Raw genomic sequence first — 13,714 nt, 5'->3', positions numbered from 1 at the left:
GCCACCGCCGGGCCGGGTAGCCAACCCCGTGCGGACCGGACGGATCAGCGAGCACGGTTTCCTCGCCGACGGGCACAGCGCCGCCCTGGTCGACCGGGCCGGCGCGGTCAACTGGTGGTGCCCGCCCCGCTTCGACGCCCCGTCGGTGTTCGGCCGGCTGCTCGACGACGCGGCCGGGCACTGGAGCATCCGGCCCGTGGGCGGGTTCACCAGCACCCGGTCCTACCTGGACGACACGCTCGTGCTGCGTACCGTCTTCACCACCGCGACCGGGACGGCGGCCGTCACCGACGCCCTGGCGCTGGAGCCCGGCGCGCGCGGGCACCGGATCGGGCTGCGGTCACCGCGGGTGCTCGCCCGGGTGGTCGAGGGGCTCACCGGCGAGGTGCCGATGCGGGTCGACTACGCCCCGCGCTTCGAGTACGGCCGGGTCAACGCGTATTTCACCGACACCGCCGGGGTGATCGGGGCGACGGCCGGCGCGTGCCGGCTGGAGCTGCGCACCAACGTGCCGTTGACCTGCGGCGAGGGCGCCGCGTCCGGGCGGTTCACCGCCCGTGCCGGCAGCACCCACCACTTCACCCTCGGGTACGCCCCGACCTACTCCGGCGGCGCGCCGGCGCTGCCCGACGCCGACCAGGTGCTGGCCGATACCGTCGCCGGCTGGCGTTCGTGGGCCGGCCTGCACGACTACCACGGCGAGTACCGCGACCTGGTCCGCCGCAGCGCCATGGTGGTGCAGGGCATGACCTACGGGCCCAGCGGGGCGGTGGTCGCGGCCGCCACCACCTCGATCCCGGAGGAGCTGGGCGGGGACCGCAACTACGACTACCGGTTCGTCTGGCTGCGGGACTTCAGCCTCACCCTCCAGGCGCTCTGGCTGGCCGCCTGCCCGGACGAGGCGGACCGGCAGTTCAGCTGGGTGGCCCGGGCCATGGGCCGGATCGGCGACGAGCCGGTGCCGATCATGTACGGCGTCGAGGGCGAGCGGGACCTCAGCGAGCACCCCCTCGACCATCTCGCCGGCTACGCCGGCAGCCGGCCGGTCGTGGTGGGCAACGAGGCCTGGCGGCAGCGGCAGACCGACGTGCTGGGCGAGGTACTCGACGCCGCGTGGCTCATGCGGTACTACCTCGACCCGATGTCCCGGGAGGTGCGACAACTGCTGCACGACCTCGCCGACCAGGCGGTGGGGCAGTGGCGCCGGCCCGACGCCGGGATCTGGGAGGCGCGCGACGCCGAGCGGCACTACGTGTCGTCCAAGGTGCAGTGCTGGACCGCGCTGGACCGGGCTGTCCGGTTCGGACCCCGGATCGGCGAACCCGCCGACGTAACACGGTGGGCGGCCGCCCGCGACGAGGTGCGCGCGGCGGTGCTCCACCGGGGCTGGAACGACCGGGTCGGCGCGTACACCGGCGCCTTCGACTCCGACGAGCTCGACGCCTCGGTGCTGATCATGCCGCTGGTCGGCTTCCTGCCCGCCGCGGACCCCCGGATGCGTGCCACGATCGACCTGGTCGAGCGCCGGCTGTCCCGCAACGGCCTGCTGCGCCGCTGGAACGACGACCCGGCGGGCTTCCTCATCTGCTCGTTCTGGCTGGCCGCCGGCCTGGCCGAGGCCGGCGAGCTGGACCGCGCCCGCCGGCTTTTCGCGCAGCTCGCCGCGCGGGTCAACGACCTGGGCCTCTATGCCGAGCAGATCGACGAGACCACCGGTGAGCAGTTGGGCAACTTCCCGCAGGCATTCTCGCACATCGGCCTCATCAACGCCGCGGGCCGGATCACCGCGGCCGCCGGCCGGCTCGGCGGCCGGACCGGCGGGGCGGACGTGCCGACCGATGTCATGGAGGACCGGGGCGCCTGAGGGCCCCGGGACCGGTCCTGGTGCGGGCGCCGCCGCGACAGCGCGCCCGGCGGCGGGCAGGATCAGGGGATGGAGCTGGTCATCATGGCCGACACGCACGTGCCGAAGCGGGCGCGGGATCTGCCCGCGCCGCTCTGGGCGGCGGTCGAGGCCGCCGACGTGGTGCTGCACGCCGGCGACTGGGTCGACGTGTCGCTGCTGGACGCCCTGGAGGGCCGGGCGCGCCGGCTGGTCGGCGTCCACGGCAACAACGACGGGCCGCCCCTGCGCGCCCGGCTGCCGGAGGTCGCCCGGGTGGAACTGGACGGGCTGCGCGTCGCCGTGGTGCACGAGACCGGGCCGAAGACCCGCCGGGAGGAGCGCTGCGCCGCCGCCTACGGCGACTGCGACCTGCTGGTGTTCGGGCACTCCCACATCCCGTGGGACAGCGTGGCCCCGGGCGGCCTGCGGCTGCTCAACCCCGGCTCACCCACCGACCGGCGGGCCCAGCCGCACGCCACCTACCTGACGGCGCGGGTAGCGGCGGGGCGGCTCGACCGGGTCGAGCTGCACCGCCTGCCCCCGCGCTGACTCACCGGCCGCGACCGGTCTCCGCCTGGAGCTCGTCGATCCGGCGGGACGCCTCGGCCTTGGTCAGCCCGTCCGGCACCTCCTCGCCCGCCTCCCGGGCCAGGGTGTGCAGGTACGACTCCTGCGCCGCGGTCGGCGGCTCGTCGCCGGTGACCCAGTCGTCCGGGTCCTTGACGGCGGCGTCCGGGTTGACGTTGTCGTTGCTGCCGTTGCTGCGGTCGGCCATGATGATCACCTTTCCTCGAACAGGTGTACCACTACCCCCGTCGCCCGGTCTTCATGCCGGCCGCCGCCTACGATCATCTGCGTGACTGCGGACCGGGCGGGTGTGGTGGTGGTCGGCGCGGGCATCGCCGGGGTGGCCTGCGCGGCCGAGCTGGCCCGGGCCGGCATCCCGGTGGAGATCCGGGAACGGGCCCGGGTGACCGGCGGGCGGATGGCCAGCAAGCGCTTCGAGGGCCGCCCCGCCGACCTGGGCGCCGCCTACTTCACCGTCGACGACCCCGACTTCGCCGCCGTGGTCGACGGATGGCGGGCCGCCGGCCTGGCCCGGGAGTGGACCGACACGCTCGTCGCGTACGGGCCGCGGGGGCGCGAGGAGGTGGCCGGCCCGGTGCGCTGGTCCGCCCCGCGTGGGCTCCGCTCGCTCGTCGAGCACCTGGCCGGTGACCTGCCGGTGGCGCACAACCGCCTGGTCATGACCGTCGAGCCGGGGCCCCGGGTGGACGGGCGGGCCGCCGAGGCGGTCGTGCTGGCGATGCCGGGCCCGCAGGCCGCCCTGCTGCTCGACCCCGCGCTGGCGGTGGCCACCCGGGCGGTGGCGGCCCAGCGCTGGTCCTCCGCGCTGACCGGGGTGCTGCGCTTCCCGGCCCGCCGCTGGCCGGACTTCCGGGGGGCGTTCGTCAACGAGCACCCGGTGCTGAGCACGGTCTGCGACGACGGCGACCGGCGCGGCGACGGCGAGCCGGTGCTGGTCGCGCACACCACCAAAGAGTTCGCCTCCGGGCACCTGCTCCAGCCCACCGCCGCCGGCCCGGCCATCGAGCAGGCCGTCCGCGACCTGTTCGGCCTGCCCGAGCCCGCCGAGCTGACCCACGTGCACCGCTGGACGTACGCGAAGCCGGCCGCCGGCGGCGTCGGCCCCTTCCACCTGGACGACGACGGGATCGGCCTGGCCGGCGACGCCTTCGGGCGGCCGCGGGTGCAGGGCGCCTGGCGCTCCGGCCGGGACCTGGGCCGTGCCCTGGTCGCCCGGCTGCTCGCGGACCGTGGCTGACCGGTGCCACTGCGCGCAGGCGGCCCGTTACCCACGGGTATCCTTCGGCGGGGAGGTGCAGGGGCAGTGAGCGGTGCCGGCGGTCGGCCGCGGGACGGCAGGACCGGCGTCGACCGGTCGCCGTTCCCGGAGGGCGGGCTGCGCCACGACGCCTTGTTCTACACCGACGACCGGGACTACCGCGCCGCCGTGCGCAGGTTCGTCGAAGCCGGACGGGCCGCCGGTGAGCCGGTGCTGGTCACCGTGCCCACCGACCGGCTGTCCCTGGTCCGCCCGCTGCTCGACCCGCTGGACGGCGTCGACCTCGCCGACATGGCGGTGATCGGGCGGAACCCGGCGGCCATCATCGCCACCACGCTGGGTGACTTCGTCGACCGGTTCCCCGGCCGCCGGGTCCGCGTCGTCGCCGAGTCGCTCTGGCCCGGCCGGCGGCCGGCCGCCCATCGGCACTGCGTCGAGCACGAGGCGATGATCAATCTGGGCCTCGCCGAGCGGCCGCTCACCGTACGCTGCCTGTTCGACCGGTCCCGGCTGCCGGCCGGGACGCTCGCCGACGTCGCCCGGACCCATCCCTGGCTGGTCAGCGGGGGAGTGGCCCGGCCCAGCACGGGCTACCGGCCGCCCGGAGCGGTGCTGCGCCGGCTGGCCCGCCCCCTTCCCCCGCCACCGGACGGGGCGCACGTCGAGCCGGTCCGGCCCGAGGGCCTCGGGGCGCTGCGCGCGGCGGTGGCCACGGTCGCCGAGGCCGCCGGGCTCGCCGCGGAACGGGTCGACGACCTGCGGATCGCCGTCACCGAGCTGGCCTCCAACGCGCTCACCCACGGCGCCGGGCCGGCCATCGCGCGGTGCTGGGCCGCCGCGGGCGACCTCGTCTGCGAGGTGAGCGGCCCGGGCGAGCTGGCCGATCCGCTGGCCGGCCGGATCCCGCCGCCGGTGACCGGCGTGCGCGGCCGGGGCCTGCTGCTCGTGCACCGGCTCTGCGACCTGGTGGACGTGCACGTCGCCGACGGCGTGACCACCGTGCGGCTGCACCTGGAGCTGCCGGCCCCCCGGCCGGTGCCGGCGCCCCGGTCAGCCCCGGACGCCGTCCAGGGCGGGTTCGTCCGCCCGGCCCCCATCTGAGGCGTCCCGGGTCCGCTCGCCGGCCCCGTCCAGCAGTTGCATGACCGGCGTGGCCGCGATCCCGTGCACCACGACGGAGACCACCACCACCAGGCCGACCGTGGCCCAGACCAGCTCGGCCTGCGGAAACTCCGTCTTGCTGGTGGCGTACGCCAGGTAGTAGAACGAGCCCACGCCGCGGATGCCGAACAGCGAGATCACCCAGTGCTCCGCCGGGCGGCCCGGCGCGCCGCGCAGCGACAGCCAGCCGGCCAGCGGCCGGATCACGAACACGAGGGCCAGCCCGACCAGGGCCGCCGGCCAGGTCAGCGGGGCGAGCAGCCCGCCGATCACCGCGCCGCCGAAGAGCAGCAGCAACAGCACGGTGAGCAGCCGCTCGACCTGCTCGGCGAAGTCGTGCAGCACGGAGTGGAACTCGTGGGTGCGCTCCGCCGCGCGGATCGCCCGGGCGGCCACGAAGACGGCCAGGAAGCCGTACCCGCCGACCACCTCGACCAGCCCGTACGCCAGGAAGGTCGCGGCGAGGGCGAGGAAACCCTCGGCGTGTCGGGCCAGCCGCAGGTGGCTCGGGGCCCGGAAGAAGAGCTTGCCGAGCAGCCAGCCGACGAGCAGCCCGCCGCCGACCCCGACGGCGAGCTTGTAGAGCACGTCGACGGCGAGCCAGTGGGCCAGCCAGTCCGCCGGGGCGAGGCTGGTGGTGGCGATCGCGATGGCCGCGTACACGAAGGGGAAGGCCAGGCCGTCGTTCAGCCCCGCCTCGGAGGTGAGCGCGAAGCGCACCTCGTCCTCCGAGTCCTCCACGTCGGTCGGCTCGCCCACCTGCACGTCGGAGGCGAGCACCGGGTCGGTCGGGGCGAGCGCGGCCCCCAGCAGCAGCGCCGCGGCCGGCACCAGGCCGGCCCACCACCAGCCGAGCACCGCCACGGCGGCGATGCACAGCGGCATGGCGACGGCCAGCAGCCGCCACGTCGACGACCAGCGCGCCCAGCTCAACGGCCGGTCGATCTTGAGGCCGGCGCCCATCAGCGCGACGATCACGCCGACCTCGGTGAGGTGCGTCGTCAGCTCCGGCCAGCGCAGCGGGTCCGGGGTCGGCAGCCCGGTGGGCAGCACGAAGACCAGCATGCCGAGGCCGAGGAACGCGATCGGCATCGACAGCGGCCGGCGCTCCAGCACCCGGGGCAGGATCCCCGCCAGCAGCGCACCGACGCCCAGCAGGGCGAACGCGACATCGACCGGTTCCACGGCACCACCCTTCCGCCGCCCACGGTGCGGGCAGGTGGTCACCAGTGCCCCGAAGCGGTCCCCGCTATACCTCCGTGTCCGTCTTCTCACCGGTGGCCCCGGTCACCGTGTCACCGGCGCGGCGCGGGGCGCGAACCGACCTCGCCGGATCGGTGAGGGCGGCGATCGCGCTGTCGGCGAGGCCGTCCAGCAGCGCGGCCGGGTCGTCGTAGACGGCCACGGCGCCCGAGCCCGCCAGCTCGCCGCGGCTGGTGCCCCCGCAGGTCAGACCGATGCAGGGCACGCCCAGCTTGCCGGCGGCCGCGACGTCCCAGACCGAGTCGCCGACGAACACGACCCGCTCGGCGGCCAGGCCCGACTGGGCCAGCGCGGCCTCCAGGATGTCCGGCGCCGGCTTGCTCTCCTGCGCGTCCGCCGAGGAGGTCACCGTGTCGATCACGTCGTCGGCGTCGAGGGCGGCCCGCAGGGCGGCCACCTCGTGCTCGGCCGCCGAGGTGGCCAGCACCACCCGCAGCCCGCGGGCCGCGCAGGCGCGCAGCAGGTCCACGGCCCGGGGCAGCGGCACGAGCCGCTCCCAGTACTCGGCGTACAGGGCGTCGTGCGTGTCGCGCAGCTTGCCGTCCGCCTCCCGGTCCCGCTCCGCGCCGAGCAGGTGGTCGAGGAGCTTGTCCGAACCCATCCCGATGGCCCGGTGGATCCGCGCCATCGGCACCCGGTGGTCGCCCTGGCGGAGCGCCTCCCACCAGCTCACCGTGTGCAGGTACGTGGTGTCGACCAGGGTGCCGTCCACGTCGAAGAGGACGCCGCAGCGGTTGTCGTCAGGCATGGCACCCTCCTACCCGTCCGGGTCGCCCCCGACGCGCGACTCACCCGGCCGGGATGAGGATTTCGAACCAGACCGTCGAACCGCGCACCGTGGGGTCGGTGCCCCAGGCGTCGCTCAGCTCCTCGATCAGCCCCAGGCCGCGGCCCCGGCTGCTCAGCGTGTCGGTCTGCGCCCGGGTCACCTGACCGCGGGTGCCCGAGTCGGCGACCGAGACCAGCAGGCGCTCCGGGCTCAGGTCGATCTCGACCCGGGCGGCGGTGCCGGCGTGCAGCAGGGCGTTGGTGGTCAGCTCGCTGGTGCAGAGCACCGCCGCGCCGACCACCGCCTCGGGCACCTGCCAGTCGGTGAGCTGGGCGGTCATCCAGTGCCGGACCCGGCTCGGCGCGGTCGGCTCGGCCGGCACCTCCATGCCGGCCGACCGGCTCGGCTTGACCGCGTGCTCCACGGCCAGCACGGCCACGTCGTCCTCGGTGGCGCCCGGAACGGCGGCGGTCGCCACCGCGCAGAGCGCCCGCGGGTCGCCGCTGCTCGCGGCGGTCACCGCCGCGCCCAGCCCGGTCAGGCCGGCGGTGAGATCCTGCCAGCGCCGCTCGACCACCCCGTCGCTGAACAGCAGCAGGGTGTCGCCGGGGCGGAACGGCACGGTGACCGTCCGCGGGCGGCCGCCCAGACCCAGCGGCGGCGCGGGCGGCACCTCGACGTACTCGGCGACCGGGTCGCCCTCGGCGGGGCTCCGCCGGATCAGCGGCGCAGGATGGCCCGCGCTGGCCAGGGTGACCCGCTCGCGGTCGGCCTCGATGACCCCGAACACCACGGTCACGAAGAGCTCGTGGGTGCCCCCCTCGGTGCCCAGGCTGGCGACCAGCCGGTCCAGGCCACCGAGCACCGCGTCCGGCCGGGGATCGGAGAGGGCCAACGCGCGCAGCGCCGCGCGGACCTGGCCCATCCGGGCGGCGGCCTGCACGTCGTGCCCGGCCACGTCACCCAGCACCACACCCAGCGCGCCGGTGGGCAGCACGAACGCGTCGTAGAAGTCACCACCGGCGGCGTTGCCGTCGACGCCCGGGTCGTAGCGGGCGGCGATCCGCAGCCGGGGCAGGTCGGGCAGCTGCTCCGGGAGCATGCTGCGCTGCAGCAGCTGGGCGGTGCCGTGCTGGGTCTCGAAACGGCGGGCCCGCTCGGCGGCCTGGCCGACCAGCTCCGCCGAGGCGGCGAGCAGCGCCCGTTCCGCCGGTGACCACGGATGCGCGGCCTGGTAGCCGACGGTCAGCGCGCCGCGGATCACGGTCGAACGCAGCGGCAGCGAGGCGAGCGCCCGGACCTTCTGGTCGTGCCGGTCCGCCGCGGTGTCCCGCAGCGGCTGGCCGTCGGTGACGAAGGACGACACGCCGCTGCGGGCGGTCACCGCGATCGGGAAGGCCGAGTCGGCGGGCAGCCGCCGCCACAGCGGCGGCAGCCGCTCGTCGGCCTCGTCCAGCAGCTCGCCCCGGACCCGGCGGACCATCCGCCAGGCGGGGCCCTCGTCGACCACGAACGAGACCCGGTCGGCGTCGAAGGAGTGCAGGCAGTAGCGCAGCGTGACCCGGGCGACGTCGTCCAGCGTGAGGGTCCCGGAGAGCGCCGCCGCGAAGTCGCTCAGGCTCTGCAACTGCTGGGTGACCTGGGTCGTCTGGGCCGCCACGGTGAGCACGCCGATGATCCGCCCGGTGGAGTCGCGGACCGGGGAGTAGCCGCGGGTGAACACCGCCGGCTCGGCGGGACCGGCATGCTGCCGGTCGACCGGCAGCACCGCCTCCCGCTCCAGGTAGGGCTCGCCCCGCCGGTAGACCCGGGTGACCACCTCCCCGGCGCCGGGGTCGTGCCAGAGGTCGGCGAACACCTCCGCCGCCGGCCGGCCGAGCGCCGCCGGGTGCCGGTCGCCGATCAGCTCCGCGTACCCGTCGTTGTAGAGCAGGACCAGGTCCTCGCCGTAGAGCAGGGCCATCGGCACCGGGGAGGCCAGCACCAGGTCGACCACGGCGCGGACCGCCGGATCCCAGCCGTCCGGCGGGCCGAGTGGCGTGTCCGCCCACGGGTGGGCCAGGGCGGTGGCCGCGCCGGATCCGGTCGCGCCCGGTCCGGCGCCCGCTCCCGGGGTGGGGGCTGATGGCGTGGGGACCCGCCCGACGGTGCCTGGCATGACCGCAGCCTAACCGGAGCCTGGCGGTCAGGTTTCGATCACGGGCGCGCGTCGGCCGCAGACTGGCCCGATCCCGGGTGTTGGTGCAGGTCAGGGATGGTTCGGCCGGTCATGTCGGGAAATTGCCCCGGGTTGGCCCGGCGTGCTGCCGACGCGACCGGGTATGCGGGCGGCGCAGTTCACGCGACAGGAGGGACAACATGCCGAAAACCCTCGCGGTCGGGCAGGCCGACATCGGTGACGCCCTGACCGATTTCTGGAGGTCGGTGCTGCTCTTCATCCCGAGGGCCATCGCGTTCATCGCGATCCTCGTGGTGGGCTGGCTCATCGCCCGAGCCGTCCTCAAAATCGTGGACGCGGCACTGGAACGGGTGGGATTCGACCGAGCCGTCGAACGCGGCGGCATCAAACGCGCGCTCGAACGCACGAGGTACGACGCCAGCGACATCCTGGCCAAACTGGCCTACTACGCGGTCCTGCTGTTCACCCTGCAGTTCGCCTTCGGGGTGTGGGGACCCAACGCGATCAGTGACCTGATCCGCGGCGTGGTCTCGTGGCTGCCGCGGGCCTTCGTGGCGATCGTCATCGTGGTCATCGCCGCCGCCATCGCCAACGCGGTGCGGGACCTGGTCTCGGGCGCCCTCGGTGGGCTCTCGTACGGCCGGGTGCTGGCCGACCTGACGGCGGTCTTCATCCTGGCGCTCGGCGTGATCGCCGCGCTGAACCAGGTGGGCATCGCCACCACGGTCACCACGCCGGTGCTCATCGCGTTCCTCGGCACCATCGCCGGCATCCTGATCATCGGCGTGGGTGGTGGTCTGGTGAAGCCCATGCAGGCCCGCTGGGACCGGTGGCTCGACCGGGCCGCCGAGGAGTCCCGCGCGATCAAGCAGCAGCGGGAGGCGCAGGGCGCCGGTCGCAGCGACTACGAGCGGCAGATGGCCGACCGGGGCGGCCAGCCCAGCCCGGCCACGCCGCAGTCGTCGATGTCCGGGGCGCAGGGCACGTACCGGTCCGGCAACGTGGGTGACGAGACCCAGCAGTTCCGCCGGCCGAACGGCTGAGCGACAACGGTGCGACGAGGGTGTCCGCGGGGCGATCGCGGGCACCCTCCGCCGTGTCTCAGGCCAGGTCGCGGGGGTCCAGCGCGCGGGTCAGCAGGCAGACCGCCAGCAGGCGGGTGAGCAGCCAGTCCGGCTCGGACCAGTCGACCGGCTCGACCGGCGGCTCCCAGCCGTGCTCCCGCGCCGCGTCCCGCACACCCTCAACGTACCCGGCGAGCGTCGCCACGGTCAGCGGGCGGCGGTCGCCGTGCAGGCTGTCGCGGACGGCGGCGGCGTGCTGGTCGACCGCGGCGAGCAGGCCGGGGTTGGCGGCGGCCGCGGCGAGGCCGGCGGTGCCGACGGCAGCGGTGAGCGTGGTGAGGCTGGACCTGGCGGCCACCGCCGCGGAACGGGTCGCCACCCGCTTGTTCGGCACACGCATGGTGACCGAGGCTAGCCCCGCCGGGAGCGGGGCGGCCTCGGCCGACCGGCCGATGCCCGGGTCGTCCGGGCGATGGGCTGCCTCGCCCGGCGGGATTGAGCCGCGCGCCGCGGGGCAGAAGGGATACCGCGCAGACCGCGCAGGGGACCCCGCGGAGGAACGGAATGGGACAGCAGGTGGACGGACCGGACCAGGCGCACCGCCGGCCGGCCGGCGTGAGCGACGCCACGGTCGAGGCCCTGGGCAAGCTCAGCGAGGCCCTGGAGTGCGTCGAGCGGGCCCGGGGACACCTCTACTCGCTGCACCAGCTCATCGGGCACGCCGACCTGATGCTCGACGACGCCGTGGAGCTGTTCCGCTCCGCCGGGCACCCCGAGCTGGCCGCGCGGGTCGAGGGGGACCTGCTGGGCCGCAACGTCATCGCGGGACGCTGGACCTTCCAGATCGTCGAGGATTTCGATGACGGGTACTACGCGCTCTTCCGGGAGCTGGACCGGCAGGCCCGCGACGAGCTGGTCGGCGGCCGGCGGCACCTCTACGAGGCGGAGATGAAGGAACGCCGCCGCAGCCCGGGGCGGCCGGGGCACGAGGCGCGCCCCGCCGAGGGCTGATCAGTCGGAGGAGCGGGCCTGCGCCGTGCGGCGTACGCCGTCGTCGGCGACGATCACGGTCGCCACCATGAGCGCCACCACGAGGCTGAACAGCCAGGAGCTGTCGTCGACCAGCTTGGCGGCGACGGGAGCCTGGATCGCGGCGAGCAGGAAGCCGAGCCACGCCAGGCGGCGCTGACGCTGGGAGAGGAAACCGGAGCCCTGTTGCATCCCGAAAGTCTTACGCGGGGCAGGGGCATCGCCGTCAGCCGTTCGGCCGATTCTGGATGGGCTGTCCGTTTTCCCGACCGTCCGTATCGCACTTTTTGTCGTTTCGGCTGAGGGTGCCGTCACGGGTCGCGGGCCCGGTCGACCGGGGCCCGCGCCGGCTCGGCAGGATGGGGCCTCGTGTCCCGCGCCCCCGCTCCGCCCCGCCCGGCCCTGCTGCTCCTGGCCTACCTGGCCTTCGTCAGCCTCGGGCTGCCCGACGGGCTCATCGGGGTCGGCTGGCCCTCCATCCGGCGCGACCTGGGGGTGCCGACCGAGGCGGTCGGGGTCGTGCTCACGGCGGGCACCGTGGCCTACCTGACCTCCAGCGTGCTCGCCGGGTTCGTACTGGCCCGGCTCGGCGTCGGCTGGCTGCTCGCCGGCAGCACCGTGCTGGCCGGCGTCGCGCTGACCGGGTACGCGTCCACCCCCGCGCTCGCCGTCATGGTCGGCTTCGCGCTGGTGCTCGGGCTCGGCTCCGGGGCGATCGACGCCGGGCTCAACGCGTACGCGGCCGGCGCGTTCGGTCCCCGGCACATGAACTGGATGCACGCGTTCTTCGGGCTCGGCGTGGCCATCGGGCCGCTCATCATGACCGCGGTGCTCGGCGCCGGGCTGAGCTGGCGCTGGGGGTACGCCCTCGTGGCCGCCGCCCAGCTCGCCCTGGCCGCCGCGTTCGCGCTCACGGTGCGGCTCTGGCGCGCCGGCCCGCCGGCCGGCGCGAGCCTGCCCCCGGACCCGCTCGCACCGCAGGTGGTGCCCGGCGAGCCGGCCGGCGCCGCGCCGCGGACCCCGATCGGCGCCACGCTGCGGCTGCCGGCCGTGTGGCTGGGTGGGGCCGCCTTCGCCGTCTACGTGGCGATCGAGGTGACCACCGGGCTGTGGGCGTTCCTGTTGCTCACCGACGGGCGAGGCCTCTCCGCCGTGGTGGCCGGGCTCTGCGTCTCCGGCTACTGGGGGAGCCTCTTCGTGGGGCGGGTGGTGCAGGGGGTGGTGGCGGAACGGCTGGGCAGCGCCCGGGTGCTGCGCGGCAGCCTGCTCGGCATGGCCGGGGGAGCGGTGCTCATCGCGCTGCCCGCCCCGGGCTGGGTGACCGTCGCCGGCCTGCTGGTGGTGGGCTTCGCGGCGGCGCCGGTGTTCCCGCTGCTCACCCTGACCACGGCCGAACGGGTGGGCCCCGACCACGCGGACCGCACCATCGGCCTGCAGATCGGGGCGGCCGGCCTGGGCGCCGCTCTGGTGCCGGCCGCGGTGGGGGTGCTGCTGGCCCGGGTCTCGGTGGCCGCGCTCGGCCCGACGCTGGTGGTGCTCGCGGTGGCGCTCGTCGGCCTGCACGCCGCCGGCGCCCGTCAGGCCCGGTCGGCGTCCCGGGCCGGCTGAACCCCGGGGCGCGCACTCCGGGCGCCCCGGGGCGGGCTCACATGCTGTCCGGGCCGACCCGTCCGGTGGTCGACGGCCGGTACGCCCGGTCCGCGTCGGTCATCTCCCGCCGTTCGGCCTCGGGGCCGGCACCCCGGTCCACGGCCTCCGGGCCGTGGCCGAACGCGGCCTCCTCACCGGCGTCGTTGCCGGTCACGTCGTCCGACTGCCCGTCGAGGGTCGATCGGGCGATCGCCCGGTCCAGTTCGTGCAGGGGGGTGCGTTCCTCGTCGCGCCACACGTGGCTGTCGTTGTCGGTCATTCCCCTGCCGTACCCGGGCCGGGTGATCGCAAACGGCCCCGGACGCGGCGATGGCCGCCGGAGCGCCGGCGGCCATCGGGGTTCGCGTACGGGGGCGATCAGGGGGTCGGCCGGTCGACCGTGCCGCGCCAGGCGCCGGTCTCCTGACCGCGCCGCTCGATGAACTGCTTGAACCGCGCCAGGTCGCCCTTGGTCCGGCGGTCGACCACGCCCAGCTTGTCGCCGGCCTTCTCGACCACGCCGTGCGGCTCGAACTCCATCTGCAGCGTGACCCGGGTGTGCCCCTCGTCCAGGCGGTGGAAGGTCACCACACCGGCCTGCTGGGTGCCCCCGGTGGAGCGCCAGGCCACCCGCTCGTCGGGCAACTGCTCGGTGACCTCGGCGTCGAACTCGCGCTTCACGCCGGCGATCTCGACGGTCCAGTGGGTCATCGTGTCGGAGACCTGCCGGACCTCCTGTACACCCTCCATGAAGTGCGGAAACTCCTCGAACTGCGTCCACTGGTCGTAGGCGGTGCGGATCGGGACGGACACGTCCACGTGTTCCATGACTCCGCTCATGTCAGCGTTCCTCCTGTCCCGCCGGTGTCTGCTCGCGGACCGTGGGCCG

15 protein-coding genes are annotated in these 13,714 nt (G+C 75.3%); 7 read left to right on the top strand and 8 right to left on the bottom strand.

The window, feature by feature from the left end; translation table 11 throughout:
* Positions 1 to 28: 28 nt before the first annotated feature.
* Both ABZS80_RS16145 and ABZS80_RS16140 read left to right on the top strand, forming a co-directional pair.
* Entirely contained in the window at positions 29 to 1,864 is a 1,836-nt protein-coding gene (locus ABZS80_RS16145; RefSeq protein WP_355056464.1) for a glycoside hydrolase family 15 protein, read from the top strand.
* 69 nt (positions 1,865 to 1,933) lie between these two features.
* On the top strand, positions 1,934 to 2,434 hold the full coding sequence (locus ABZS80_RS16140) for a metallophosphoesterase (protein ID WP_355056462.1): 501 nt from the start codon (positions 1,934 to 1,936) through the stop codon (positions 2,432 to 2,434).
* A gap of 1 nt (position 2,435) precedes the next feature.
* Here ABZS80_RS16140 and ABZS80_RS16135 read toward each other — a convergent pair whose 3' ends face one another.
* Complete coding sequence (locus ABZS80_RS16135) at positions 2,436 to 2,660, bottom strand: DUF3072 domain-containing protein (protein WP_355056460.1); 225 nt, start codon at positions 2,658 to 2,660, stop codon at positions 2,436 to 2,438.
* 102 nt (positions 2,661 to 2,762) lie between these two features.
* Here ABZS80_RS16135 and ABZS80_RS16130 point away from each other — a divergent pair, with 102 nt between their 5' ends.
* Both ABZS80_RS16130 and ABZS80_RS16125 read left to right on the top strand, forming a co-directional pair.
* Complete coding sequence (locus tag ABZS80_RS16130; protein WP_355056711.1) at positions 2,763 to 3,710, top strand: FAD-dependent oxidoreductase; 948 nt, start codon at positions 2,763 to 2,765, stop codon at positions 3,708 to 3,710.
* A 66-nt stretch (positions 3,711 to 3,776) separates the two neighbouring features.
* The gene (locus ABZS80_RS16125) at positions 3,777 to 4,832 is read left to right on the top strand and encodes a sensor histidine kinase (protein ID WP_355056458.1); all 1,056 of its coding nucleotides are present in this window, start codon (positions 3,777 to 3,779) and stop codon (positions 4,830 to 4,832) included.
* Here ABZS80_RS16125 and ABZS80_RS16120 read toward each other — a convergent pair.
* From ABZS80_RS16120 to ABZS80_RS16110, 3 genes are all read right to left on the bottom strand, one after another.
* Complete coding sequence (locus ABZS80_RS16120; RefSeq protein WP_355056456.1) at positions 4,782 to 6,077, bottom strand: cation:proton antiporter; 1,296 nt, start codon at positions 6,075 to 6,077, stop codon at positions 4,782 to 4,784. The two genes, ABZS80_RS16125 and ABZS80_RS16120, sit on opposite strands and share 51 nt — an antisense overlap.
* Before the next feature lie 64 nt (positions 6,078 to 6,141).
* Positions 6,142 to 6,903, bottom strand: coding sequence for an HAD family hydrolase (locus tag ABZS80_RS16115; RefSeq protein WP_355056454.1), 762 nt, complete (start codon positions 6,901 to 6,903; stop codon positions 6,142 to 6,144).
* 40 nt (positions 6,904 to 6,943) lie between these two features.
* Positions 6,944 to 9,082 (bottom strand): SpoIIE family protein phosphatase, encoded by a 2,139-nt coding sequence (locus ABZS80_RS16110; RefSeq protein ID WP_355056452.1) that lies wholly within the window; start codon positions 9,080 to 9,082, stop codon positions 6,944 to 6,946.
* A 200-nt stretch (positions 9,083 to 9,282) separates the two neighbouring features.
* Between ABZS80_RS16110 and ABZS80_RS16105 the strand changes: the two genes are divergently transcribed.
* Positions 9,283 to 10,146 (top strand): hypothetical protein, encoded by an 864-nt coding sequence (locus ABZS80_RS16105; protein ID WP_355056450.1) that lies wholly within the window; start codon positions 9,283 to 9,285, stop codon positions 10,144 to 10,146.
* Positions 10,147 to 10,204: 58 nt separating this feature from the next.
* Here the strand turns inward: ABZS80_RS16105 and ABZS80_RS16100 are convergent, their stop codons facing one another.
* Complete coding sequence (locus ABZS80_RS16100; RefSeq protein WP_355056448.1) at positions 10,205 to 10,567, bottom strand: DUF6401 family natural product biosynthesis protein; 363 nt, start codon at positions 10,565 to 10,567, stop codon at positions 10,205 to 10,207.
* A 164-nt stretch (positions 10,568 to 10,731) separates the two neighbouring features.
* On the opposite strand from ABZS80_RS16100, the gene ABZS80_RS16095 reads away from it, so the two are divergent.
* Positions 10,732 to 11,178 (top strand): hypothetical protein, encoded by a 447-nt coding sequence (locus ABZS80_RS16095; protein WP_355056446.1) that lies wholly within the window; start codon positions 10,732 to 10,734, stop codon positions 11,176 to 11,178.
* Here ABZS80_RS16095 and ABZS80_RS16090 read toward each other — a convergent pair whose 3' ends face one another.
* On the bottom strand, positions 11,179 to 11,388 hold the full coding sequence (locus ABZS80_RS16090; RefSeq protein ID WP_151462117.1) for a hypothetical protein: 210 nt from the start codon (positions 11,386 to 11,388) through the stop codon (positions 11,179 to 11,181).
* Between the two features lie 177 nt (positions 11,389 to 11,565).
* On the opposite strand from ABZS80_RS16090, the gene ABZS80_RS16085 reads away from it, so the two are divergent.
* The gene (locus tag ABZS80_RS16085) at positions 11,566 to 12,804 is read left to right on the top strand and encodes an MFS transporter (protein ID WP_355056444.1); all 1,239 of its coding nucleotides are present in this window, start codon (positions 11,566 to 11,568) and stop codon (positions 12,802 to 12,804) included.
* Between the two features lie 37 nt (positions 12,805 to 12,841).
* Here ABZS80_RS16085 and ABZS80_RS16080 read toward each other — a convergent pair whose 3' ends face one another.
* Both ABZS80_RS16080 and ABZS80_RS16075 read right to left on the bottom strand, forming a co-directional pair.
* Complete coding sequence (locus ABZS80_RS16080) at positions 12,842 to 13,105, bottom strand: hypothetical protein (RefSeq protein WP_355056442.1); 264 nt, start codon at positions 13,103 to 13,105, stop codon at positions 12,842 to 12,844.
* Positions 13,106 to 13,203: 98 nt separating this feature from the next.
* Positions 13,204 to 13,665 (bottom strand): SRPBCC family protein, encoded by a 462-nt coding sequence (locus tag ABZS80_RS16075; RefSeq protein WP_355056440.1) that lies wholly within the window; start codon positions 13,663 to 13,665, stop codon positions 13,204 to 13,206.
* Positions 13,666 to 13,714: the final 49 nt, after the last annotated feature.

Origin of the sequence: Micromonospora sp. NPDC005305 (genome assembly GCF_040607315.1) — a bacterium.
In the GTDB taxonomy this organism is placed as follows: Bacteria; Actinomycetota; Actinomycetes; order Mycobacteriales; family Micromonosporaceae; genus Micromonospora.
The sequence above is the reverse complement of the archived record's forward strand: the minus strand, read 5'-3'. Positions and strand labels throughout refer to the sequence as shown.

Coding starts and splice junctions, on each gene's coding strand:
- ABZS80_RS16140 (WP_355056462.1), top strand. CDS start 1,934: ATGGAGCTGGTCATCATGGCCGACACGCACGTGCCGAAGCGGGCGCGG.
- ABZS80_RS16135 (WP_355056460.1), bottom strand. CDS start 2,660: ATGGCCGACCGCAGCAACGGCAGCAACGACAACGTCAACCCGGACGCC.
- ABZS80_RS16115 (WP_355056454.1), bottom strand. CDS start 6,903: ATGCCTGACGACAACCGCTGCGGCGTCCTCTTCGACGTGGACGGCACC.
- ABZS80_RS16110 (WP_355056452.1), bottom strand. CDS start 9,082: ATGCCAGGCACCGTCGGGCGGGTCCCCACGCCATCAGCCCCCACCCCG.
- ABZS80_RS16105 (WP_355056450.1), top strand. CDS start 9,283: ATGCCGAAAACCCTCGCGGTCGGGCAGGCCGACATCGGTGACGCCCTG.
- ABZS80_RS16100 (WP_355056448.1), bottom strand. CDS start 10,567: ATGCGTGTGCCGAACAAGCGGGTGGCGACCCGTTCCGCGGCGGTGGCC.
- ABZS80_RS16095 (WP_355056446.1), top strand. CDS start 10,732: ATGGGACAGCAGGTGGACGGACCGGACCAGGCGCACCGCCGGCCGGCC.
- ABZS80_RS16090 (WP_151462117.1), bottom strand. CDS start 11,388: ATGCAACAGGGCTCCGGTTTCCTCTCCCAGCGTCAGCGCCGCCTGGCG.
- ABZS80_RS16080 (WP_355056442.1), bottom strand. CDS start 13,105: ATGACCGACAACGACAGCCACGTGTGGCGCGACGAGGAACGCACCCCC.
- ABZS80_RS16075 (WP_355056440.1), bottom strand. CDS start 13,665: ATGAGCGGAGTCATGGAACACGTGGACGTGTCCGTCCCGATCCGCACC.